The sequence below is a fragment of the Ruegeria sp. ABF4_144 genome, from assembly GCF_056160045.1.
Map to the genome: position 1 here is coordinate 1259800 of NZ_JBSWWK010000001.1, position 21482 is coordinate 1281281.

General features: G+C 59.4%; 16 protein-coding genes. 8 read left to right on the forward strand and 8 right to left on the reverse strand.

All coding sequences use genetic code 11. The features are described from left to right. The first annotated feature begins 33 nt into the window (after positions 1-33). Entirely contained in the window at positions 34-2322 is a 2289-nt protein-coding gene (locus ACXAGD_RS06545; protein WP_475209182.1) for a sensor histidine kinase NtrY-like, read from the forward strand. Next, on the forward strand, positions 2319-3728 hold the full coding sequence (ntrX, locus tag ACXAGD_RS06550) for a nitrogen assimilation response regulator NtrX (RefSeq protein WP_475209183.1): 1410 nt from the start codon (positions 2319-2321) through the stop codon (positions 3726-3728). The genes ACXAGD_RS06545 and ntrX overlap by 4 nt, the downstream gene beginning before the upstream one ends. A gap of 12 nt (positions 3729-3740) precedes the next feature. Here ntrX and ACXAGD_RS06555 read toward each other — a convergent pair whose 3' ends face one another. Then, entirely contained in the window at positions 3741-4223 is a 483-nt protein-coding gene (locus ACXAGD_RS06555; protein ID WP_475209184.1) for a hypothetical protein, read from the reverse strand. 96 nt (positions 4224-4319) lie between these two features. Here ACXAGD_RS06555 and trkA point away from each other — a divergent pair, with 96 nt between their 5' ends. The 4 genes from trkA to hflX all read left to right on the forward strand — a co-directional run bounded on the left by trkA (position 4320) and on the right by hflX (position 8869). Beyond that, the gene (trkA, locus tag ACXAGD_RS06560) at positions 4320-5696 is read left to right on the forward strand and encodes a Trk system potassium transporter TrkA (RefSeq protein ID WP_475209185.1); all 1377 of its coding nucleotides are present in this window, start codon (positions 4320-4322) and stop codon (positions 5694-5696) included. Next, entirely contained in the window at positions 5696-7234 is a 1539-nt protein-coding gene (locus ACXAGD_RS06565) for a TrkH family potassium uptake protein (RefSeq protein WP_475209186.1), read from the forward strand. Before trkA ends, ACXAGD_RS06565 begins: the two co-directional genes overlap by 1 nt. A gap of 124 nt (positions 7235-7358) precedes the next feature. Further along, positions 7359-7598 (forward strand): RNA chaperone Hfq, encoded by a 240-nt coding sequence (gene hfq / locus ACXAGD_RS06570; RefSeq protein WP_010440340.1) that lies wholly within the window; start codon positions 7359-7361, stop codon positions 7596-7598. Then, the gene (gene hflX, locus ACXAGD_RS06575; RefSeq protein WP_475209187.1) at positions 7598-8869 is read left to right on the forward strand and encodes a GTPase HflX; all 1272 of its coding nucleotides are present in this window, start codon (positions 7598-7600) and stop codon (positions 8867-8869) included. Before hfq ends, hflX begins: the two co-directional genes overlap by 1 nt. A 3-nt stretch (positions 8870-8872) precedes the next feature. On the opposite strand, the gene ACXAGD_RS06580 is transcribed toward hflX, so the two are convergent. From ACXAGD_RS06580 to hemB, 4 genes are all read right to left on the reverse strand, one after another. Further along, positions 8873-9268, reverse strand: a complete 396-nt coding sequence (locus tag ACXAGD_RS06580; protein WP_475209188.1) for an SgcJ/EcaC family oxidoreductase — start codon at positions 9266-9268, stop codon at positions 8873-8875. Positions 9269-9375: 107 nt separating this feature from the next. Beyond that, complete coding sequence (locus tag ACXAGD_RS06585) at positions 9376-11838, reverse strand: penicillin acylase family protein (RefSeq protein ID WP_475209189.1); 2463 nt, start codon at positions 11836-11838, stop codon at positions 9376-9378. Positions 11839-12010: 172 nt separating this feature from the next. Beyond that, positions 12011-12586, reverse strand: coding sequence for a lipid-binding SYLF domain-containing protein (locus ACXAGD_RS06590; protein WP_475209190.1), 576 nt, complete (start codon positions 12584-12586; stop codon positions 12011-12013). A 142-nt stretch (positions 12587-12728) separates the two neighbouring features. Beyond that, on the reverse strand, positions 12729-13727 hold the full coding sequence (gene hemB / locus ACXAGD_RS06595) for a porphobilinogen synthase (protein ID WP_475209191.1): 999 nt from the start codon (positions 13725-13727) through the stop codon (positions 12729-12731). A gap of 118 nt (positions 13728-13845) precedes the next feature. Here hemB and ACXAGD_RS06600 point away from each other — a divergent pair, with 118 nt between their 5' ends. Together ACXAGD_RS06600 and mfd are read left to right on the forward strand one after the other, a co-directional pair. After that, positions 13846-14370, forward strand: coding sequence for a component of SufBCD complex (locus tag ACXAGD_RS06600; RefSeq protein ID WP_475209192.1), 525 nt, complete (start codon positions 13846-13848; stop codon positions 14368-14370). Between the two features lie 21 nt (positions 14371-14391). After that, positions 14392-17847, forward strand: a complete 3456-nt coding sequence (gene mfd, locus ACXAGD_RS06605) for a transcription-repair coupling factor (protein WP_475209193.1) — start codon at positions 14392-14394, stop codon at positions 17845-17847. On the opposite strand, the gene ACXAGD_RS06610 is transcribed toward mfd, so the two are convergent. Genes ACXAGD_RS06610 through ACXAGD_RS06620 form a run of 3 tightly spaced genes read right to left on the reverse strand, consistent with a single transcriptional unit; the run spans position 17844 to position 21444 of the window. After that, on the reverse strand, positions 17844-18518 hold the full coding sequence (locus tag ACXAGD_RS06610) for an SH3 domain-containing protein (RefSeq protein WP_475209194.1): 675 nt from the start codon (positions 18516-18518) through the stop codon (positions 17844-17846). The genes mfd and ACXAGD_RS06610 overlap by 4 nt on opposite strands. Then, positions 18515-20179: a hypothetical protein gene (locus tag ACXAGD_RS06615; RefSeq protein ID WP_475209195.1), complete on the reverse strand. Its 1665-nt coding sequence runs from the start codon at positions 20177-20179 to the stop codon at positions 18515-18517. Before ACXAGD_RS06615 ends, ACXAGD_RS06610 begins: the two co-directional genes overlap by 4 nt. A gap of 56 nt (positions 20180-20235) precedes the next feature. Next, a complete protein-coding gene (locus ACXAGD_RS06620) occupies positions 20236-21444 on the reverse strand; it encodes a multidrug effflux MFS transporter (RefSeq protein ID WP_475209196.1) in 1209 nt (402 codons plus the stop codon). Positions 21445-21482 lie beyond the last annotated feature (38 nt).

The following is a 21482-nucleotide window of genomic DNA, read 5'->3' on the forward strand; positions in this document are numbered from 1 at the left end:
CGCACAAGCGACACATCAGGATGAGGGCAGACGGTGGCAACCCGGGCACAGAGCGGGCCGATTCCAGCGATCAATCGGTGGCGGAAATCCCGAAAACTGCGCAATTTCGGCACCTTGGGGCTGGTTCTTCTAGGCCCTGCGTTGGCGCTTGCCACGTATCTTGTCATTGGTCCGTTTGATCTGGGGACAACCGCCCCCACGTTGCGCCTGATTCTTCTTGCAGACCTGGTTTATGTGCTTGTCGTTGCCGCGCTGGTTCTGGGGCAGGTCGGCAGTCTGATCGCTGCTCGGCGGGCGAAATCCGCCGGGTCACGTCTGCACCTTCGATTGATCGGCGCATTTACGCTGTTGGCGTTGGTGCCAACTGTGACGGTTGCGATCTTTGCGGGCCTGACGGTGAATATCGGCCTTGAAGGTTGGTTCTCGGACCGCGTGCGCGAGGTTGTGGGCTCATCCCTTACGGCCGCTGAAGCCTATGAACAGGAACACCGCGAAGGCCTCACGCAGGATGCGGTTGTGCTGGCACGGTTCCTGGATGCGGCCCGCGCGCGGGATTACTATATTTCGGATGCCGAGTTGCGAGAGGTGCTGGCACAGGGGCAGGCGCAAATCCAGCGAGGTCTGCGCGAAGCTTACGTCATTGACAGCAGTGGTGAAATTCGGTCGCGCGGAGATCGGTCCTATCTGTTCAACTACGAAGCACCCACGCCAGAACAGATGGTCGAAGCCACGGATAATGGCTTGCTGATCATCGCCGATTGGCAAAACAGCGAGTTTCGTGCGCTGGTGCCGTTGCAGGCTTATCTGGACCGTTACCTCTATGTCAGCCGCGAGGTTGATGGCCAGTTGCTGACCCTGCTGGATGACACCAAGGAAACGGTGCAGTTCTACCAACAGCTTGAAAGCGAACGCGGCCGGGTGCTGTTCGAATTCGGCCTGCTGTATCTCGGTTTTGCGGTCATCCTGATTCTGGCGGCAATGTCGCTTGGCATGTGGTTCGCCGAGCGCCTGTCGCGCCCGGTCGGACGTCTGACCACGGCGGCGCAGCGGGTCGGTGCAGGCGACCTGAGCGTTCAGGTTATTGAAGAGGCCAGCGACGACGAAATCGCCATGTTAGGCCGTTATTTCAACCAGATGACCCGGCAACTTAAAGGGCAGCGCGACACTCTCCTGGAGAATACCCGGCAGATCGAACGCCGTCGGCGTCTGTTCGATTCGGTGCTGAGCTCGGTGACCTCTGGCGTGGTCGGGGTGGACCCGGATGGCTGCGTGACCTTTGTGAACCGCTCGGCCGAACGTTTGCTGGACTGGGCGCATGTGGACGACAAGCTCTCAATCGGTATCGCCGTGCCTGAGTTCCTTCCGCTGTTCGAAAGCCTCAAGGAAAGCGGGCAGGAGGCAGTTCAGGGTGAGATCAAGGTCACCCGCAAGGGGCAGTTGGAAAATCTGCTGGTTCGTATGGCCACCCGTCGCGGAGAGGACGGCGGTCTGGAAGGGTACGTTGTGGCCTTTGACGACGTGACCGATCTGGTCAGCGCACAACGGATGGCGGCCTGGGGCGATGTCGCGCGGCGCATCGCGCATGAGATCAAGAACCCGCTAACCCCGATCCAACTGAGCGCCGAGCGGATCAAACGCAAATTCTCACGCAAGCTGAATGAAGAGGACTGCGACAGCCTCGAGTCCATGACCGATGTGATCGTACGGCAGACGAATGATCTACGCCGAATCGTGGATGAGTTCTCGAAATTCGCGCGTATGCCCGAGCCGGATCGGCGCGAAGAGGACGTGGTCGGGCTGGTGCGCGAGGCGGTGCTGTTGCAGCAGGCCGGACAACCGGATGTGCAAATCGACGCCTCTTTGCCGGATCATCAGATTTTGGCGGAACTGGATGCAACGATGCTGAATCAGGCCCTGACAAACCTGATCAAAAACGCGGGTGAGGCCATTGAAACCCTGAAGAAAAAAGGCCCACCTGACAATCTGAAGCCACAGATCAAAGTGGACGTGACCAGCGATGACGCGGGGACGGTTATCACTATTGCAGACAACGGCATCGGACTGCCCGAAGACCGGGCACGCCTGTTCGAGCCATACGTTACCACACGGGACGAGGGCACAGGCTTGGGCCTGCCCATCGTCAAGAAGATTATCGAAGAACATGGCGGAGCGCTCACACTGGAAGATGCGCCCGTTTTCGACGGACAGGACCATTTCGGTGCGATGGCCGTGATCCGTTTGCCGGGGGGCAATTTCTCTCCGACCGCAGCGCCACAGAAGCAGGCAATTCAATCCAATAAACTGAAAGCAGGCCAAAGATGAGCGACATTCTGATCGTAGATGACGAACGCGATATTCGCGAACTGGTGTCCGACATTCTGGAGGACGAAGGCTATTCAACCCGGCTGGCCGGCAACTCGGACGAGTGCATGGCCGAAATCAATTCAGAACCGCCGGGGCTGTTGATTCTGGACATTTGGCTGAAGGACAGCCGTATGGATGGGATCGACATTCTCAAGTCGGTGAAACGCGATAACCCGGATGTACCTGTGGTGATCATATCGGGTCACGGCAATATCGAGATTGCGGTGGCGGCCATTAAACAGGGCGCTTACGACTTTATCGAAAAGCCGTTTAACATTGACCAGTTAATGGTGGTGATCCGCCGCGCGATGGAGACCTCTCGCCTGCGCCGCGAGAACGCCTCGCTGAAGCGTAAAGAGGTCACCAGTTCCGACATGATTGGCAAGTCCGCATCCTTTCGCGCGATGCAGAGCCAGCTGGACAAGGTAACCAAGTCTAACGGCCGCGTGATGCTGAGCGGTCCTGCCGGATCGGGCAAGGAAATCGCAGCGCGATATATCCACGCTCATTCCAACCGCGCCAACGCGCCTTTCGTGACCGTCAATTGCGCAGGTATCGAGCCTGAACGGGTCGAAGAGGTGCTGTTTGGTCGCGAGTCTTCGGAACGCGGCATCGAATCCGGTCTGTTGGAAGAGGCCCATGGTGGCGTGGTTTACTTTGACGAAGTGGCCGATATGCCCTTGGGTACGCAGTCCAAGATCCTGCGCGTTCTGGTTGACCAACAATTCCAACGCGTCGGCGGTTCGGACAAGGTGCGGGTAGATCTGCGGGTGATCTCGTCGACCAATCGTGACCTTGAACATGAGATCGCCGCCGACCGCTTCCGCGAAGAGTTGTATCACCGCCTGAACGTGGTGCCGATTGCGGTGCCATCGTTGGAAGAGCGGCGCGAGGATATCCCTGTTCTGGCGCAGCATTTCATCGAGATGTGCAACGAATCTCAAGGGTTGTCCCTGCGTGAGATCTCGGAAGAGGCGGTGGCGTTGCTGCAGACCATGACATGGCCCGGCAACGTGCGTCAGCTCAAGAACCTGATCGAACGTGTGCTGATCCTGGGTGACGGGTCCGGTCCGATTGAGGCCAAGGAACTGCCGACCGAAGAGGAAAAACCTGACGATTCGGGGCGTGTGGTTCTGTCGGGTGCTCTTGCAACCTTGCCGCTGCGCGAAGCGCGCGAGGCGTTTGAACGGGAATACCTGCTGACCCAGATCAACCGTTTTGGTGGCAATATCAGCCGTACCGCCAGCTTTGTCGGGATGGAGCGCAGCGCGCTGCACCGTAAGCTGAAATCGCTTGGGGTTGTGACCTCGAACAAATCCGGCGCACGCGTGGCGCAACTGGACGAACCGGAACCGGCGGAATAATCCGCCGGGTCATTACCCGGCCTGACCGGGTGTGATGATCTGGAATGACCCGTTGTCGAGTTTAACGTAGCATGACTGGGTGCTCAGCGGCGGTAGTTTTGTTGTGGGCACGGCCGGTACGCTTGATTTAATGTTTTGCTTGCAAGGCGGCAGGCTGACCGGGCGAAACCCCTTTTTAGCCATGCACTGCGCCTCGACCTGATTACGCAGCCCTTTGTTGACGTCGACGGTGTACACGTTTCCAGGCTGCCACCAACCTGGCGAGCGATAGCATCGCCCCCGGCCATCGCAGTAGGTACGACCGGGCCAGTAGGTGGGCGGGTTTTGCCGCACCTGATTGGCTACTGGCACGTCCTCAAGCGCCGAAACCTGGCATTGCGTCGTCGCGGACTGAATACGCGTCACGCTTTCGCCCTCGCGGTAATACAGCGAAAGCGGGCCGCTACATGCGGACAGGACGACCATTGGAATAAGCAAACGAACTACTGATTTCATGGGCTTATCTTGCCTTAGCTTTGCGGGCATGACAATTCAATTGACCGCTATCGGGGCATCTGTCATTCAAAGATTTCAGGCAGAAGGGCCAAAAACATGAAGGTGATAATTTGCGGTGCCGGTCAGGTTGGCTGGCAGATTGCACGGCACCTGTCGGGCGAACTCAACGACGTAACGGTGGTGGACAACAACCCCGATCTGGTGCGCCGCGCGACCGAGACGTTGGATGTGCAGGGGATCGCCGGTTTCGCCAGCTACCCGGACGTGCTGAGCCGGGCGGGGGCAAGCGACGCAGATATGATTATCGCCGCGACCCATTCGGACGAGGTGAACATGGTCACCTGCCAAATGGCGCATTCGGTCTTTTCGATCCAGCGCAAGATCGCGCGTCTGAGGTCAAAGTCTTACCTCGAGGCGATCCACTCGGACCTGTACCGCCGTGACCACCTGCCTATCGACGTGGTGATCAGCCCCGAACGAGAGGTCGCCGCCGCCGCCATGCGCCGCTTGTCTGCACCGTCGGCCTTTGACACCGAGATGTTCATGGACGGTAAGGCGCAGTTGCTGGGCATTCGCATCGACGAAGATTGCCCGATCATCAACACGCCGTTACGCCAGCTGACGGATCTGTTTTCGACGCTCAGCTCGATTGTCGTGGGCGTCCGGCGCGACGGCAGCCTTTTTGCCCCGGAATCCGAGGACCAACTGTTTGTCGGTGACGAATGCTATGTCTTTACCAACGTCAAAGACGTGGACCGTACGATGGAGGTCTTTGGCAAGACGCAAAAGAAACAGGATCGCGTGGTGATTGTGGGTGGCGGCAACGTCGGGCTCGAGGTCGCGCGCACGCTTGAGGAACGCGAAAGCCGGGTGCGAGCCAAGATCATCGAACGCGATCGCCACTGCGCCGAACTGGCCGCCGAAGCGCTTGAGCGTACCATTGTTCTGAACGGTGACGGGCTGGATGCGGCCTTGCTGCGCGAGGCGGGAATTGAACGTGCGGATGCGATGCTGGCGGTTACCGATGACGACCGCGCCAACATGCTGGCCGCCGTACGCGCCAAGGCCGAGGGCTGCGCGCTGGCGATTGCGCTGATCAACGATCCCAGCATGGTTGCGTTGATGGGGCCGCTTGGGATCGACGCCTATATCAACCCACGCGCCACCACCGTCAGCTCGATCCTGCGGCACATCCGCCATGGGCGGGTGCGGCAGGTCTATTCCATTGGTGACGCCGAGGCCGAGGTGATCGAGGCCGAGGTGCTGTCAACCTCACCCATGGCCGGGCAGAAACTGCGGGACATCGACTTTCCTGAGGGCGTTCTGGTGGGCGCTGTTCGCAAGGGCGAGGAGTTGCTGCGCCCGACCGGCAGCCTTCGGATCGAAGAAAAAGACGTGGTTGCAATCTTTGCCATGGCCAAGGATGTCCCCGAGGTCGAACGCCTGATGCAGGTTTCGATCGATTTCTTCTGATGATACGCGCGAGGACACAACGGATCGGGCTGGTGCGGCGCTTGCCGTTGTTTCTGCTGATCTGGGGCGTTTTCTCGCTGTCTATGTGGATACCTGCTATTTACGCGTTGGCGCTGGATAACCACGACACGTCGCGGTCCTTCTTCTATTCGGGTCTGCTGGGGCTGTTCGTCGTGGCGACGATAGCTATGGCGTCGTCCAGTCGGGTGCCGCGCCGAGGAACGCTTGGGCAGTTGGCGGTTCTGTTGGGCTGTTTCACCGTCCTTCCGGTATTCCTTTCCATTCCGCTGCATGACGCACTGGGAAACACGACCTTTCTGAACGCCTATTTCGATATGGTCAGCGCGCTGACGACTACGGGCGCCGATATCTTCCCTGATCCCGACCGCCTGACGGCTCCTCTGCATTTGTGGCGCGCTCTGGTGGGCTGGATGGGCGGCCTGCTGATGTGGATTTCGGCGGCGGCGATTCTGGCACCGCTCTCACTGGGCGGGTTCGAAGTAACTGCACGTGGACAGCCGGGGCGTCCGGTCTCGGGCGTGGCGCAAAGTGAAAAAGTCGATCCACGCGGTCGTCTGATCCGGGTGACGCGGACGCTGACGCCGGTCTACGCCGGGCTGACAGCGGTGATTTGGCTATTGTTGCTGATCGCGGGTGAGCAAGGACTGACCGCGATCTGCCACGCCATGTCCACGATGGCCACGTCCGGTATTTCGCCGGTGGGCGGATTAGAAGGCGCGCAGGCCGGCATTACCGGTGAGGCAATTCTGTTCCTGTTTTTGTTCTTCGCTTTGTCGCGGCTGACCTTTTCCACCGACACTGCCACAACGGGGTACTCGCGGCTGGACAAAGACCCGGAGTTCCGCATCGGTCTTATGATCGTGATCGCTGTTGCTACGCTGCTGTTTTTCCGCGTGTGGGCTGGGGTAAATGAAATCGGCGGGACCTTGCACCCGATTGACGCCGTTCGAGTGTTCTGGGGCATGTTGTTTACGGCGCTGTCGTTTCTGACCACCGCCGGGTTTGAAAGCGCCAATTGGAATGACGCACAACAGCTATCTGGGCTGGGTACCCCTGGGCTGATCCTGATGGGGCTGGCCCTGATTGGTGGCGGTGTTGCAACCACAGCGGGCGGCGTCAAACTGCTGCGGGTGTTTGCGCTGTACCTGAATGGTGCGCGCGAGATCGACCGTCTGATCTATCCCTCGTCAGTCAGCGGCGAGGGCGGGGGCAACCGTCGTATCCAGAGCGATGGTGCCTTCATCGCTTGGATCTTCCTGATGATGTTCGCGCTGACGGCCGCTTTGTTCAACCTGCTGCTTGGTTTGATGGGGGCAGGGTTCGAGCAGGCGATGGTGTTGACCGTCGCATCGCTAAGCACTACGGGTCCGTTGATCGAACTGGCCACAGATATCCCCATCCGGATCGTGGACCTGTCTGGCGGGGCCAAGCTGACCATGTGCGCGGCGATGGTGATCGGACGGCTGGAAACGCTGGCGATCATCGCGCTGATTACGCCAAGCCTCTGGCGGGACTAAGATTCAACAGTCTTACAATGACTGATTTTTGATCTGGAAACTCGGTTAACTCCACTCCATACTCAGCCGGAGGGAGCGCGTTGGTCCGCAGCGCGTAGCAAGAACAATGGCGAGATAATAAAATATGGCTTCGGACAGACAGAATCTTCAGGACGCGTTCCTGAACAATGTACGGAAAGCAAAGGTACCGGTCACAATTTTCCTGATCAACGGTGTGAAATTGCAGGGTGTTATCACGTGGTTTGATAACTTCTGCGTGTTGCTGCGCCGCGACGGACAGTCGCAGCTGGTCTACAAGCACGCGATCTCGACCATCATGCCGTCGCAGCCGATCAGCCTGTATGAGGGCGAAGACGCCTCTTGATGGAACATGACAGGACGCGCACCCGGGCTTGGGTGTTGCATCCGGAAATCAAATCAGATGAACAGCGCCGCGTTCCCGAGCCGGCGCTGGAAGAGGCGGTTGCACTGGCCGCCGCTCTGCCCGATCTGGATGTGATCGGGTCCGAAATCGTGCGCCTGCAACGCGCCCAACCGGGGCTGCTGTTTGGCAGCGGCAAGATCGAGGAGCTGGCCGAGCGCCTCCACGACAACAAGATCGAACTGGTGCTGATCGACGGCCCCGTTTCACCCGTTCAGCAGCGCAACCTCGAGAAGGCGTGGAAGGTTAAAATCCTCGACCGAACCGGTCTGATCCTTGAGATTTTCAGCGACCGCGCCCGCACCCGAGAAGGTGTGTTGCAGGTCGAGATGGCTGCGCTTAGCTATCAACGCACGCGACTGGTGCGGGCGTGGACCCACTTGGAACGGCAGCGTGGTGGATTGGGATTTGTCGGTGGTCCCGGTGAAACTCAGATCGAGGCTGACCGCCGCGCCATCGATGAACAACTGGTGCGTCTGCGGCGGCAGTTGCAGAAGGTAGTCAAAACCCGCACGCTGCATCGCGCCGCGCGGGCCAAGGTGCCGTATCCTATTGTTGCGTTGGTGGGCTATACCAACGCAGGAAAGTCCACGCTGTTCAACCGCCTGACCGGGGCCGAGGTGATGGCAAAGGACATGCTATTCGCTACTCTGGACCCGACAATGCGCCGGGTTGAACTGCCCGATGGTCCCGAGGTGATCCTGTCAGACACTGTGGGGTTCATCTCGAACCTTCCGACTGAACTGGTCGCGGCCTTCCGGGCGACGCTCGAGGAAGTTCTGGGCGCGGATATCATTGTCCATGTGCGCGATATCAGCCACGAAGAAACCGACTCACAGGCGCAGGATGTCGAGGCGATCCTGACTTCGTTGGGTGTCGATGACGAACGGCCTCGGCTTGAGGTCTGGAACAAGATCGACCTGCTAAACGAAGATGAACGTGAGGCCGCCTTTAAACGCGCAGACCGCGACCCTTCGATCTTTGCCATCTCGGCTGTGACCGGTGAGGGGGTGGATTCCTTGTTGGCTGAGATCGCCACCAAGCTGCAGGGCGCCCGCCACGAAGAGACGCTGACTCTGGATTTTGCCGAAGGCAACAAACGCGCATGGCTGTTTCGGCAGGATGTGGTGCGGTCCGAAAAGCAGACCGAGGACGGGTTTGAGATCAACGTGCTTTGGACCGATAAACAGGCGGCACAATTCGCAGCGCTATAAAGGTCAGGCGCCGTCGATCTGGCGCTGCATATCCTCTATATCGAACCATCCCTGCGAGGACAGCACCTTGTGGTCTTCGCTCAGGTCCCATTCTTCCCATCCGCGCGTAAGGACGTAGTTGCCGGTTTTGGCGTGATGGCCTTCGAAGGTCCAGACAAAGATCGCGTGATGACCAGCCCACCGCATCATATCACAGCGGAGTTCAAGATCGGGAAAATCGGATTGAAACCCGCGCGCCATCTCGGCGATTGCCGCCCGACCTTGCAAAGACTCGGATCGATTCATGACCATCTGCCCTTCCGGCGCAAAGAAATCTGCCACTGCATTCGGGTCGCCCGAGCTCCAGGCGATTGCATAGTCGCGCGCAAGATTGTTCAGCCTATCCCGTAAACTTGCCATTTGTGCCCCCGGTCCCAACTTGTTGGTGCCCAGATCGTAGGCGAAAAGGCGGGTCGGCGTCCACGGCGCCCGAAAAAAGGGGCAAGGTCCTGCCGAAACAGGCGAAATCAGCGCGGGATCAGGTTCGTCACACCAACGGCAGCGGCGCGCGCCAGATCAAGGTCCAGAGACATGGGTATGTATTCGCCACGTCGCCAGAGCTGCGCCTGATCGTCATAGTAACGCGACAAGAAATGACCTGACTGACCGGTGGCAGTGATAAAGACCGAGCTGTCCGGGTCAGCAAAGTCATAGACTCCGCGGTAGCCCGCGCCATGAACATTCTGGAATGGGTTCCGGCCCTCGCCCGAGGTGCGCCCGCGCAACAGGGTGTTGTCACCGCCGCTGGTGGATTGGCGGATGTTCACAAAGAAACGCAACACCGGAACCGTTCCCAAAACCGGGTGATCATGAGTGGCCTGATGCGCGTCACCCCAGCGCAGGGATTCAAGTGCGCTGCCGTAGTTCTCGGATATCCAGATTATCGCGTCGTCGAGCGCCAGTCGCGCCATGTCCGTGCAGGTCTCGGTCGGGGCGCTCTGGCGCACGTCACACCAGACAGATGCACCGTTGATATCGCGGTAGACGCGTTCAATGAACAAGGGCTGCACATGTTTGTATTCGGCCGCCAACGGGCCCAATTCGTCCGAGATCAGCCGGATCTGCAACGCCCGCAACCACGCGGCATAGATCAGCGGTTCGGGCAGGTGTTCGTTCATTTCACCATTCCACTCAGCCAGCAGGGACAAAGCGATCTGGCGCTGGCGTTCGGGTGTGCCTTCGGGGGCAGAGGCTCCGGTGAACCAAAGGTCAGCGCCGATCAGCGGCAGCAGTGAACGAGCAGTGAAGCTAACGGTATCCAGCTGCGCCTCGATAAAGCTGTCGCGGGTGTGAACTTCGCGCGATTGCATCAGGCGTTCCCAGCGGTGTACGCGCTGCGTATCGCCCCATTCATATGACACATGCTCAGGGAACGGGCGATCAATGATCTTGTTGTTGGTGTTGCCCAGTATACCCCCTGCAGGAGCCACGAATTCCGGATTGTCGGCATAAGGCAGGCGGCCTTGCCACAGGTTTTCGGCCAGCCAGCCGGGCGTTGGGATGCGTCCCCGGCTCTGGTTGCGCAGGTCGCGTTTTGGCATAGCGCCGATCAGCTTGAGGCCGATCGTTTCTTTGTCCACCAGTGACAGGTTCTGCGAGGGTGCGATGAACAGCTCGGCCGCGTCGATGCCTTGCCGGACAGTGTCGGCGTTCATCAGCGCCATCGAAGCCGTCATCGACGTGTCGCGTGGGCTGAGTGCCGTCCACGACAGCGACGCAACGTGTCCCGCTGGGGTAATCGTCTCCAGATCATAGTGGCTGCCGGGCAAGACCGGGCCGTTATCTGTCCAGCGCAGAGTCAGGGTAATCGGGGCCTCATCCTTGATCTCGATGATCGAGGGGCGGGTGCGGAATGTCTTGTAGCCGTCCGGCGTCAGGTATTCCTCGGGGTTTTTGGGGTTCAGCTGCTCGATATGAACATCTTGATCATCCAGATACGAGGACGTCAGACCCCAGCCCAACCGGTCGCTGCGCCCGGTCATGATGGCAGGAATGCCAGGGATTGTCGCGCCTATCACGCCGCCTTTGGCCAGTTCCAGCCGGGCCAGATACCAGACGCCAGGCGCTGTGAGCCCCAGATGGGGATCATTGGCCAGAAGCGTTCCACCACTGGCCGAACGCGAGGGCGCGGCAGTCCATGCGTTCGATGCACCAGCAAGCCCGCGTTTCGGGAAGGGCGACAGCGGGCTATCGGGCATCGGCGTGCCACGGGCATAGCGGGGCAGCCCAGGAAATAGCGCCGCGTATTCGGGTAGGGCTGCGATGCCAGCGCCCGGAACGTCCGGCAGGATATCGACCAGTCGTGCGGGATCGTTCAGCATCAGCGAGGTGCGGGCCCGCAGCACTTCGTCTTCAAGGTGGCCGGACAGTTGCAGGCTCATCAGTTTGATCACGGCGATACTGTCGCCGGGTTGCCACGGAGACACAGGCGCATTGAACAGGAACATCTCTGGCGCGCCGCGGCCAAGGGCGGCCTCATTGATTTCATCCAGACGCGCGTTCACCCCGGCGGCATAGGCACGCAGCGCGGCTTTGGTGTAATCGTCCTGAACCTCGACCGAGCGGTGGGCAAGCCCGTACAGGTCCAATCGGCGCAACAGCTTGTCGATGTGTAGCGTACGGGTGCCAAACACTTCGGACAGACGGCCCTGTGCGGTGCGGCGCATCACGGTCATCTGCCACAGTCGGTCCTGCGCATGGGCATAGCCAAGGCCAAAGAACACGTCGGGGTCGTTTTCGGCTAGAATGTGGGGGACGTTGGCGGTGTCTCGGATGATCTCGATCGGCCCGGTTGGGCCGCTGACTTCGACCGTCTGATCGTAGTCCGGCAGGGATTGGCTAGCCAGAAAATACACCAGTGCCACAGCAGCAAGAGCCAGCAGGACCAGACCTGTTGTGATACGCAACAGCCAGCGAAAAACGAAACCCATTTGTGGCCTTTAATCCCGATCCATTTCCGATTTCGGCAAGGTTAGTGGATGCCCGTGCTGACCGAAAGAGGAACAGCCCGGGAATATTCGTGTTTACAGCACAATAAGTAATAAACCCCGCCACAGCGGTGCTGTGGGCGGGGCTTTTCGAGGGGTGTGTGGCAGTCCGGCGTTACGGAATGATCCGTGTGTACTTGGTGCCTTCGACCGTCGCGCCGAATTTCAGACCGGCTTGTCCGAATACGACGGCCAGTACCGGCGACCGCAATGTCGTTGTGTCCGTGGACAAGGAATTACCAGTCGCATCAACAACATAGCCAATATCGGCACCGGCGGTCCATCCGCTGGAGCGGCGGAAGTCGTTCAGCGCATCCTGCGTCATGAAGAACAGGACATGGGCATACTGCTGCGCGCCGATTTGCAGGCCGGCGGTTCCAGAAATTGCGGAATAGTAGTCAACTGTTGCGCCTTCGATGCGCAACGCGCCCTGACCGTAGGCGCCGCCAAAGAAGATCAGTCCGGCGTCGGTGATCAGGGGCATAACCAACATGCCGGTGGCTTTGTTGGCGATCTCAACCGTGTTGGGGTACTTCGCATACATCTCGGCAAGCGTGGCATCGACGCGGGCGTCAATCTTGGCCGCGTTGGAACTGCCGACGCCATTGCCGCAGGCTGCGGTTACCGTCAATCCGGCCATGCCAAAGGCAAAGCCACGACGGCTTAGTCGGGGTGCATTGGAACTGCTCATGGTTTTTTTCTCTGTATTACTGCCTGATATGTCGGGTGATCCCGATCTTGTGTGCAAGAATACGCCGATTGCGGCTGCGTGTCACGGGAAAGCTGCGTGACTGCAAATCACAATCGGCGAAAAATTGCGACAATCTGGGGTTTTAGCCCTGAAGGATACGGGCGACTTCAGGTGCGAAATAGGTCAGAATGCCGTCGCAGCCCGCGCGCTTGAATGCCAGCAAGCTCTCCAACATCACCTTCTCACCGTCGATCCATCCGTTCTGCGCGGCGGCCTGCATCATCGCGTATTCGCCCGACACCTGGTAGGCATAGGTAGGCGCGCCAAACGTGTCTTTCACACGACGGCAGATGTCCAGGTAAGGCATGCCCGGCTTGATCATGACCATGTCTGCGCCCTCGGTCAGATCGCGTTCGATCAGGCGCAGGGCTTCGTTCGAATTGCCGGGATCCATCTGATAGGTTTTCTTATCGCCGGTCAGTGCGCCAGAGGCACCCACTGCATCGCGGAACGGGCCGTAAAAGGCACTGGCATATTTCGCGGCATAGCTCAGGATCATCACGTTCTGATGACCTGCCGTTTCCAGCGCCCGGCGCATTTCGCCAATGCGGCCGTCCATCATGTCCGAAGGTCCGATGATGTCGGCCCCAGCCTCGGCCTGTGCAAGGGTCATTTTGACCAGCGCTTCGACGGTTTGGTCGTTCACAATTTCGCCATCGACAACGTAGCCGTCATGCCCGTTGATGTTGTAGGGATCCAACGCGACATCGGTCATCACCGCGATATCGGGGGCCGCTGCCTTGATCGCCCGGATGGCGCGGTTCGACAGGTTGTCGGGGTTCCAGGCCTCGGCGCAATCCTCGGTCTTCAGGCTGGAATCGGTGTAGGGAAAGATGCAAATGGCCGGAATGCCCATCGCCTGCGCCTCAACAGCAGCCTTGGCGATCAAATCGACCGAGCGGCGAACCACACCGGGCATCGACGGAACAGGCTCTTCGATACCTTCACCGTCGCGCACAAATACAGGCCAAATCAGATCATCTGTGGTCAGCGTGTTTTCGCGGACAAGCCCGCGCACGGCCTGTGACTGGCGCGCCCGGCGAAAGCGGGTCAGGGGGTAGGGGGCGATGGTCGGTTTCATGTCGCGCTCTCCTTGAATATTCCCGCATTGGGTGGCATGAATTCCATGTGGTCTCAAGGGTTAGGATCAGCGCACCCGTGCGAAAAGCCCATCAGGACTGGGAACAAAGGGCTGACGCTTGGACTTATACTCTTCGCTTTTCGAAATCATCGATATGCGCAGCTTCTCGAATCTGTGGTATTGGATCGTTCTGGCCGTGCTGTGGTCATCTGTAAGCCATTGGGCGATGGGTGTTCCGTTCGATCTGCTGGTGCGTGCCCGCCGGGTCGGAGGGCAGACTGAGCAGGACTTGCTGGATATCGTGCGGATTAATGGCAACCGCATCCTGTTTATCGTAGATAAGTCCGGACTGATCATTCTGGGGCTGAGTTGTTTCTTTTTCACCGGTCTGGCGATGCTTGGCTTTTACTATGGGGTCGAGTTCGCCCAAGCCGTGTTTTTGCTGCTGTTTCCGATGTGTCTTGTGACGGTCATCAACATCAGGGCCGCGCATAAATTGAGGCGAAGTGACGGATCGCTGGAGTTTGTCGGCAAGGTTTTGACACGTTGCCGGATTTATACGCAGATCATCGGAATGATCTCGATCTTGATCACGTCCCTTTGGGGTATGTATCAGAACTTCTCGATTGGGGTTCTGGGATAGAAAATTCGGAAAGGCTAGGCGATGACGGCTCCGAACCACGTAACAGTTGGCGGCGCCCCCGAGGGGTTTGATGCACAGCTTGTCCTGAACGAGATCGCGCGTTCCGGCCGGCCGGCTTGTCACGTTGCCCGCGATGACAAGCGGATGGAGGCGATGCGTGCAGCGCTCGCCTTCTTTGCACCCGACATGCCGGTCTTTGTGTTCCCGGGCTGGGATTGTCTACCTTACGACCGGGTCTCGCCCAACGCAGATATTGCCGCGGCGCGCGTGGCGACGCTGGCGGCGCTGGTGCATCAGATGCCGGACCGGTTTGTTCTGCTGACAACGCTGAACGCGGCAACCCAGCGGGTGCCCGCGCGGGATGTGCTGCAAGAGGCTGCGTTCACCGCGCGTGTAGACCACCGCGTCGACGAAACCGCGCTGCGGAACTTCTTGGTGCGGATGGGCTTCACACAAAGCCCGACCGTGATGGAGCCCGGCGATTATGCCATCCGGGGCGGGATCATCGACATTTTCCCCCCGGGTGAGTCTGGCCCTGTACGTCTGGACCTGTTCGGAGATGTACTGGACGGCGCGCGCCGCTTTGACCCGGTCTCACAACGCACCACCGAGAAGCTTGACGTTGTGGAACTGGCGCCGGTGTCCGAAGTCATTCTGGATGACGCTGCAATCACCCGGTTCCGCCAGAACTATCGCATCGAGTTCGGCGCGGCGGGCACCGACGATCCGTTGTACGAAGCCGTCAGTGCGGGCCGCAAGCATCAGGGCATCGAACATTGGCTGCCCTTTTTTCATGAGAAGCTGGAAACGCTGTTCGACTATCTGCCGGATGCGACCATCACGGTGGACGATCAGGTCACGCCTGCGCGGCTTGCGCGCTGGGATACGATTGCCGATCAGTACGAAACCCGACGACTTGCGCTGGAAAACCGATCGCGCATGGACACGGTGTATAAACCCACGCCGCCCGGTTTGCTTTATCTGGACGATGCCGCGTGGGAACAGGCTGTGGGTGATCGGCGGGTTCTGCAATTCAGCCCCTTGCCACAGGCCAGCGGTCCCGGTGTGATCGACGCTGGCGGTCGGATTGGCCGCAACTTTGCGCCGGAGCGTCAGCAAGAAAGCATCAGCCTGTTCGGCGCTTTGGCCGGGCATATCTCTGACAAGATGACCAAGGGGCCAGTGCTGATCGCGTCCTATTCCGAAGGCGCACGCGAACGTCTGACCGGGCTGATCGAAGACGAAGGTCTGGCTGAAGCCATTCCCGTCACCGACGGGACTCGTGTGGGTAAACGCGGATTGCATCTGGCTGTTTGGGCGCTGGAGCACGGGTTCGAAACCCCCGGACTGACGGTCATTGCCGAGCAGGACGTGCTGGGCGATCGCTTGATCCGCCAGCCCAAGAAACGCCGCAAGGCCGAGAACTTTCTGACCGAGACGCAATCCCTTAGCCCCGGTGATCTGGTGGTGCATGTCGACCATGGAATCGGCCGCTACATGGGGATGGAGGTCGTGACGGCTGCGGGTGCCGCCCATGAATGTCTGCTGCTGGAATATGCTGAACAGGCCAAGCTGTACCTGCCGGTTGAAAACATCGAACTGCTGTCGAAATACGGCCACGACGAAGGTCTGCTGGACCGTCTGGGCGGCGGTGCATGGCAGGCCAAGAAGGCCAAGCTGAAAGAACGCATCCGCGAGATGGCGGACAAGCTGATCCGCATCGCCGCCGAACGCGCCTTGCGCAAAGCCCCGGTTATGGATCCTCCACCTCACGCGTGGGAGGAGTTCAGCGCGCGCTTCCCGTATCAGGAAACCGACGACCAGTTGCGGGCGATCAACGAAGTTATGGAGGACATGCATTCCGGCGCGCCGATGGATCGTCTGATTTGCGGCGATGTGGGTTTTGGCAAGACCGAGGTCGCCATGCGCGCGGCTTTCGTCGCCGCTATGTCCGGGGTGCAGGTCGCAGTTGTCGCGCCGACCACGCTGCTGGCCCGTCAACATGCAGCGTCCTTCAAAGAACGTTTCCGGGGCTTCCCACTGGAGGTTCGGCAACTGTCGCGCTTTGTTTCAGCCAAAGAGGCGCAGCAAACCCGTGACGGGCTCGCGCGAGGCACGGTGGATATCGTCATCGGAACGCATGCGCTTTTGGCCAAGGGGATACGCTTCAATAACCTCGGCCTGCTGATCATTGACGAAGAACAGCATTTCGGCGTTGGCCACAAAGAGCGGCTGAAGCAATTGCGCAGTGACATTCACGTGCTAACCCTGACCGCCACGCCGATCCCGCGGACGCTGCAACTGTCACTGACCGGTGTGCGTGACCTGTCGATTATCGGAACGCCGCCGATCGACCGACTGGCCATTCGCACCTATGTCAGCGAGTTCGATGCGGTCACCATCCGCGAAGCACTGCTGCGTGAACATTACCGTGGCGGGCAGAGCTTCTACGTGGTCCCCCGCATCTCGGACCTGCCCGAGATTGAGGAGTTCCTGAAAGAGCAGCTTCCGGAACTGACCTATGTGGTGGCGCACGGGCAGATGGCCGCGGGCGAACTCGACGACCGGATGAACGCTTTCTACGACGGTAAGTATGACGTGCTGCTGGCCACAACGATTGTGGAAAGCGGGTTGGATATCCCAACGGCCAACACGATGGTCGTGCATAGGGCGGATATGTTTGGCCTTGCTCAACTCTATCAAATTCGCGGTCGTGTGGGGCGGTCGAAAACCCGCGCTTACGCCTATTTGACCACCAAGCCACGCCAGAAACTGACCGCCACGGCCGAGAAACGCCTGCGCGTTCTTGGCTCGCTTGATACGTTGGGGGCGGGGTTCACGCTTGCCTCTCAGGACCTCGATATTCGCGGAGCGGGCAACTTGTTGGGCGAGGAACAGTCGGGCCAGATGCGCGACGTGGGGTACGAACTTTACCAGTCGATGCTGGAAGAAGCGATTGCCAAAATCAAAGCCGGTGAGATGGAGGGGCTGTCGGACGCCGATGATCAATGGGCGCCGCAGATCAATCTGGGCGTCCCGGTTCTTATCCCCGAAGACTACGTACCCGATCTGGATGTGCGTTTGGGGCTGTACCGCCGCCTGTCGTCGCTGTCGACCAAGGTCGAACTAGAGGGCTTTGCCGCCGAGTTGATTGACCGTTTTGGCTCTCTGCCGAAAGAGGTGAACACGCTGATGCTGGTCGTTCGCATCAAGGCTATGTGCAAACGCGCGGGTATTGCCAAACTGGACGGTGGGCCGAAGGGCGCGACAATCCAGTTCCACAATGACAAGTTCGCGTCGCCTCAGGGGCTGGTCGAATTCATCCAGAATCAACGCGGGCTGGCCAAGGTTAAGGACAATAAGATTGTCGTTCGCCGCGACTGGAAGAAGGACAGCGACAAGATCAAGGGGGCCTTTGCTATCGCCCGTGATCTGGCTGAAAAGGTTGTGGCTGAAAAGAAAAAGGCGAAGGCCTAGTCTCCGCTGACAAAGGTACACAGCTGCCATTCGCCCGAGTCCGATTTCACGAACGCGGCGCGGTGGCCTGTCATGGGCCACAGATAGTCGCTGTGCATGAAGCCCTGCGTTCCATCGGTCAACAGCACCTGCTGATATTCAGCGGTGTGCTGAAAATCGCGGATGATCGCAATCTCGTGGCTGATAAGGCCTAAGGTTGGCGCGCTGCGATCGGCTGACTGGCGCAAGGCCACATCCGATCCTGTGACGTAGTAGGCCATGAAGGGGTCGAGCGAGGCGGGCAGGGTGATCTGCCACTGGTGCGGCATCCAGAACTCACCCTCATCATCGAAATAACCTGGTTGCGAGAGGGTGTTTTCCAGAGCGGACCAATACGCCTCGCGCAGGGTGTCCGCATCGTTGCGGTATTCCTCGGACAGGGTTTCAGGGTCGAGGATCAGATTAGCGCGCAGTTCCTTCGGCCCGCCGTTCCCTCCGTGGCTCAGGTAGATGTCGGGGCAGGCCACCGCAACCACGGCATCAGTGTCCCGCGCAGCCACTTTGGCCAAAAGAGCATCCCGAAAGGCCACCAGAGACGGGTCTTGCGCGGCCTGATCAACCGGAGGGAAAGACTGCCGATCTGCAAAGGCAGGGCCGCAAAGCAGAGCGGTCAACAGCAGGGTGTATCTCATTCGGCAGCCCTCATCGCCGCCTGAGCGCAGAAGCACGATGCACCCACCGCGCGGTCAGCCCGGGCCAGCGCTAGGTCGAGCCGTTGTTTGATTTGCACACTCTCGACGGTCTCGCCACGGGCCTTCAGGCAGTCATGCAGACCCTTGAGGCTCCAGACGTTGTCCGGATGGATTGAGGCCCGGCTGAGCGTTCCGCCCAGACCCAGATCTTCCCGATAGACCGCTTCGGCTTCGGCCGTGTGACCCTGTTCGAACAGCAGCGCCCCAAGAGCGTGGCGGGTCGGTTGCATCCAGCCCCATGGTTCATCATAGGGCAGCGTATCGTCCAGCTCGACCGAGCGGCGCAGATGGGCGTAGGCAATCTCATAGTTGCCTTTGCGGTATTCGATCTCGCCGCGCAGCATTTCGCCCGCGATTTCCAGCAAATCGATCACCCGGTTGTTGTGCAAGAGGCGGGTCTCAGGGACGCAGGCCTTGGCTGAGAGGAACAGTTGCTCCTCTGCTTCAGCCTCGGCGACGTGGTCAGTGGCGGCATGCGCGATGGCGCGGGCGTAGTGGGTGGTCGCCGTCAGAGTGCGATATAAGTCAGGGTCCGAGGGCAGTTCCAGCGCCTTGGCTTCTTCCCACCGTCCGAAACGGATCAGGATATGCGGGCCCATCGACATGTAGCTTTCGAAGTAATCCGCCATCGGAGGGCTTTCGATACGCAGCATGTCTTCGGGCGTGGTGTCCCACATCCCTTGATTGGCACGAAGGGCCGGTTCCATCTGGCCCAGAAATAGCGCGCCATAGATGACAAAGTGATAATCGTGCTGGCGATAGCCGGTATAGATGTTGAACGCGCCTTCACGCTCATAATACTTCAGATCGGCCTCAATGGCCTTTTCGTTCCAGTAAACGACGTTGTGGTAATGCCCGCACAACACGTCGATATGGGTGGGCATGTGCACTAGATGGCCTGCGTCTGGCACCAGCGTTCGCAACACATCTCCGGCCTTGAGCGCTTTTTCGGGGGTTGGCGACATCTCCATCAGATGCACGTAGAGGTGCAGCAAACCGGGATGAGACATAGCGGCGGGGTTGCTGGCCATTGCGTCTTCCAGAGCCTCCTGCGCCTCAAGCGTGGCGGCACCCTCGGCAGGTTGGCCGGTTTTCAGATCCCACATTTGCCAGGGAGTCAGGTTCAACAACGCCTCAACATAGATGGTGCGCAGGTCAAGATGATCCGGCTGTTCCTCAAAGGCCGTGCGCATAACGTCGGCGAAATCGTGATCCCAGCGGTGCATATCCTTGATCGGTTCACGCTGAGGGTATCGGGCAGGCAGGGCGCGGATCAGGGCCTGTTCGACTGGGGTGCAACTGCCGAGCAGAGCCAAGGCCTGCTGCGTAGCGTCATAGGCCTTTGCCAGCGCCTTTTGCTGTCCGCGTTCGTCCTGCAAATCCCACGGCAGGTTATAGTTCGGACCGGCTGCATAAGCGATCCCCCAGTAGGCCATGGCACAACCCGGATCATGCTCCGCCGCGCGCTGGAAACAGACAACGGCCTCTTCGTGGTTATAACCATAGGTCCAGATCAATCCCCGGTCGAACCAGAGCTGTGCCTCGGATGAGGATGTGCTGACCGGACAGGAATAGGACCCCAGATCGTAATCGTAACGCATTGAAACCTCCGCTCGGATCAAGGGAAGGTTAGCGGGATTCGCGCAGGCTGCACAGATCAGGCAGGCAGTCTGTTTTCGATCCGGCCCATATGCAGCATCAGGCCAAAGCCAGCCACGCTCATGACCAGAATGCCCGTGGTCAGCGGGGTCAGCGATCCGTCGAACAGTAACCCGATAGGGGCCGCAATTGCGGCGGCCAGAACGGTTGAAACCGCACCAATGACCGAGGCCGCCATGCCAGCGATATGGCCCATCGGCTCCATCGCGATGGCGTTCAGATTGCCCATCGTCATACCAGCCATGAAAAAGATCGAGGTCTGCCAAAAGACGAACACCGCAAAGGACAGGTTCGGCGACAAAGGCATCGCGTTCAGGGTAATGACGCCCATGGTGATGACGATTTGAGCACCCAACGCCCAGGTGACCAGCCGCCGCATCCCCACGCGGATCACCAGCGCCGCGTTCAGCAGGCTGGCGGACCCTGACATCAGCGCAACGAACCCGAACCAAAAGGGGAAACTGTCGGCGCTGTCATGGATCACGTCATAGATCGGCTGCACCATGGTCAGCGTGGTGAACAGCATGCCCAGGCACAGGGTTTGCACGAAAATCGAAACCCGGACGGTGGGATGAGTGAACATCTCGCGCGCGGCTGAGGCCATCAAGGGCAGGCGCAGCGGTCTGCGGTTTTCGGGTTTTAGTGATTCCGGTAGGCGCAAGCCCATCCAAACCACGGTGATCACCGAGAACAAGATGAACGAGACAAAGATTCCGCGCCAACCTGTGAGGGCGATCATCCCGGCACCCAGCATCGGTGCAACGGCTGGTACGAGTGTAAAGATCATCATGGCGATGGACACGATCCGCGCCATTTCACGGCCCGAGTACAAATCCCGAATGATGGCCATGGCAACCACGCGCGGCGCGGCGCAACCGACACCTTGCGCGACCCGGGCGATCAGCAGCAACTCCAGCGAAGAACTGGCCCAGGCGACGGCCGCGGACACGATGTACAAAGCTGAACCGACATAGATCACCGGCTTGCGTCCAAACGCGTCGGACAGCGGACCCATGAAGAATGTGCCAATCCCCATACCCAACACAAATGAGGTCAGGATCAGTTGTGCCCGGTTGATATCCTCGGGGCTAAGCTGTGCGCCAATCTCGGGCAGGGCAGGCAGCATCGAGTCGATGGAAAACGCGATCGTCGCAAACATCATTGCGACAAGTGCGATGAATTCACCTTTTGACATGCGATTGGCCATTGCGCCCTCCTGACCTGATCGCGCTATCACGACAGGTC

Bases quoted from the DNA above. Each gene is read 5' to 3' on its own strand.
- ntrX (WP_475209183.1), top strand. From the start codon at position 2,319: ATGAGCGACATTCTGATCGTAGATGACGAACGCGATATTCGCGAACTG.
- ACXAGD_RS06555 (WP_475209184.1), bottom strand. From the start codon at position 4,223: ATGAAATCAGTAGTTCGTTTGCTTATTCCAATGGTCGTCCTGTCCGCA.
- trkA (WP_475209185.1), top strand. From the start codon at position 4,320: ATGAAGGTGATAATTTGCGGTGCCGGTCAGGTTGGCTGGCAGATTGCA.
- ACXAGD_RS06565 (WP_475209186.1), top strand. From the start codon at position 5,696: ATGATACGCGCGAGGACACAACGGATCGGGCTGGTGCGGCGCTTGCCG.
- hfq (WP_010440340.1), top strand. From the start codon at position 7,359: ATGGCTTCGGACAGACAGAATCTTCAGGACGCGTTCCTGAACAATGTA.
- hflX (WP_475209187.1), top strand. From the start codon at position 7,598: ATGGAACATGACAGGACGCGCACCCGGGCTTGGGTGTTGCATCCGGAA.
- ACXAGD_RS06580 (WP_475209188.1), bottom strand. From the start codon at position 9,268: ATGGCAAGTTTACGGGATAGGCTGAACAATCTTGCGCGCGACTATGCA.
- ACXAGD_RS06585 (WP_475209189.1), bottom strand. From the start codon at position 11,838: ATGGGTTTCGTTTTTCGCTGGCTGTTGCGTATCACAACAGGTCTGGTC.
- ACXAGD_RS06590 (WP_475209190.1), bottom strand. From the start codon at position 12,586: ATGAGCAGTTCCAATGCACCCCGACTAAGCCGTCGTGGCTTTGCCTTT.
- hemB (WP_475209191.1), bottom strand. From the start codon at position 13,727: ATGAAACCGACCATCGCCCCCTACCCCCTGACCCGCTTTCGCCGGGCG.
- mfd (WP_475209193.1), top strand. From the start codon at position 14,392: ATGACGGCTCCGAACCACGTAACAGTTGGCGGCGCCCCCGAGGGGTTT.
- ACXAGD_RS06610 (WP_475209194.1), bottom strand. From the start codon at position 18,518: ATGAGATACACCCTGCTGTTGACCGCTCTGCTTTGCGGCCCTGCCTTT.
- ACXAGD_RS06615 (WP_475209195.1), bottom strand. From the start codon at position 20,179: ATGCGTTACGATTACGATCTGGGGTCCTATTCCTGTCCGGTCAGCACA.
- ACXAGD_RS06620 (WP_475209196.1), bottom strand. From the start codon at position 21,444: ATGGCCAATCGCATGTCAAAAGGTGAATTCATCGCACTTGTCGCAATG.